The sequence below is a fragment of the Allobosea sp. genome (assembly GCF_036675845.1).
GTDB lineage: Bacteria > Pseudomonadota > Alphaproteobacteria > Rhizobiales > Beijerinckiaceae > Allobosea.
In genome coordinates, this window is record NZ_JAKFED010000185.1 from 1 (window position 1) to 1,751 (window position 1,751).

Sequence of the window (1,751 nt, forward strand, 5' to 3'; positions counted from 1 at the left end):
CCCGAGGCGATCACCGGGATCGAGAGCGCATGGGCGAGGCCGATCGTGCCGTCCCAGTTGATGCCCTGGAGCATGCCGTCGCGGGCGATGTCGGTGTAGATGATCGCCGCGACGCCGGCATCCTCGAAACGCCGGCCGAGATCGTCGGCGGCGAGCGCCGAGGTCTCCGCCCAGCCCTCCACGGCCACGAAGCCGTCGCGGGCGTCGATGCCGACCGCGACCTTGCCCGGGAAGGCTTTTGCCGCCTCGCGCACGAAGCCGGGGTCGCGGACCGCGGCCGTGCCGATGATGACGCGGGCGACGCCCTTTTCGAGCCAGCCTTCGACCGTCTTCATGTCGCGGATGCCGCCGCCGAGCTGCACCGGGAAGGAAACCCGCCGCAGGATCACCTCGACGGCCTGGGCGTTCACCGGCTTGCCGGCGAAGGCGCCGTCGAGATCGACGACATGCAGCCAGCGGAAGCCCTGGCTCTCGAACTGCGCGGCCTGGGCGGCGGGATCGTCGTTGAAGATCGTCGCCTGCTCCATGTCGCCCTGCTTCAGGCGAACACAGCGACCTTCCTTGAGATCGATGGCGGGGAACAGGATCACGGCTTCCACCTCAGGAAATTGGCGATCAGCTTCAAGCCCAGCTTCTGGCTCTTCTCGGGGTGGAACTGCGTCCCCGCCAGGTTGTCATGCGCGACCATGGCAGTGACCGGACCGCCATAATCCGTCAGCGCCAGCACGTCCTGCGCCCGCTCGGCGACGAGCGCATAGGAATGGACGAAATAGGCGTGCCAGCCGGAGGGCCCGGTCTCGATGCCGGCGAGCAACGGGTGCTCGTCCTGCTTGTGCAGGGTGTTCCAGCCCATATGCGGGATCTTCAGGCTCTGGTCCTGCGGGCGGATCAGGGCGACGTCGCCGGCAATCCAGCCGAGTCCTTGCGTGGTGACGTATTCGAGGCCGCGGCTCGCCATCAGCTGCATGCCGACGCAGATGCCGAGAAAGGGCCGCCCCCTCTCCCGCACGCTCTCCTCCAGCGCTTCGACCATGCCGGGCACCGCGTCGAGCCCGGCCCTGCAATCGGCGAAGGCGCCGACGCCGGGCAGGACGATGCGGTCGGCGGCGCGCACCGCGCCAGGATCGCTGGTGACGCGGATGGCAGCGTCGATCCCGGCCTCAGCCGCAGCGCGCTCGAAAGCCTTCGCGGCCGAGTGGAGATTGCCCGAGCCGTAGTCGACGATCGCGACGGTTGCGGTCATCGCCCGCTCGCCTCGGGGAAGAGGCCGATGACCGGCGAAGGCCCGCTGGTGAAGCGCGCCGGCGCCGCCGCCGGGGCGAAGGCGCGCTGCGAAGTGCCTTCCGGCAAGGCGCGCTCGAAATAGCGGCGCTCGGCGCTGGAGAGGTCGGGGGCCTCGACGACATCGACCAGCCGCCAGCCCTTCCGCGTCAGCTTGCGGGCGATCAGGTTCTGGCCCTCGAAGCCGAGGAAGAGGCCGAGCGCCAGATGCGACAGCATGACCGCGGCAAAGGAGAAGCCGATCTGGCGCTGCAGCCAGACGATGCCGGCCCAGGCCAGGCCATAGAGCAGGAAGGCGAGCCAGAGCCGCTTCAGCAGCAGCCAGACGCCGCCGAAGATCAAGGCAGGCCAGGTGAAGCTTTCCGGCAGGACCCGCGCCTGCTCGACTTCCTCGCGCAGGCCGCCGGCGCCGGGGGGAGGAATCAGGACCTGATAGAACGCCATATGTTTTTCCTCAGACCGTCTCGGGC

General features: G+C 69.0%; 3 protein-coding genes. All 3 read right to left on the reverse strand.

What is annotated here, in order from left to right; genetic code table 11:
• A partial coding sequence (hisA, locus tag V6M56_RS20200; RefSeq protein ID WP_332686346.1) for a 1-(5-phosphoribosyl)-5-[(5-phosphoribosylamino)methylideneamino]imidazole-4-carboxamide isomerase occupies positions 1–599 on the reverse strand: 599 nt, incomplete at its 3' end.
• Positions 587–1,243 carry an imidazole glycerol phosphate synthase subunit HisH gene (hisH, locus tag V6M56_RS20205; protein ID WP_332686348.1) on the reverse strand — a complete coding sequence of 219 codons (657 nt, stop codon included), beginning with the start codon at positions 1,241–1,243 and terminating at the stop codon, positions 587–589. The genes hisH and hisA, both read right to left, overlap by 13 nt.
• The coding region (locus V6M56_RS20210; protein WP_332686350.1) for a DUF2628 domain-containing protein at positions 1,240–1,751 on the reverse strand (512 nt) is incomplete at its 5' end. The genes hisH and V6M56_RS20210, both read right to left, overlap by 4 nt.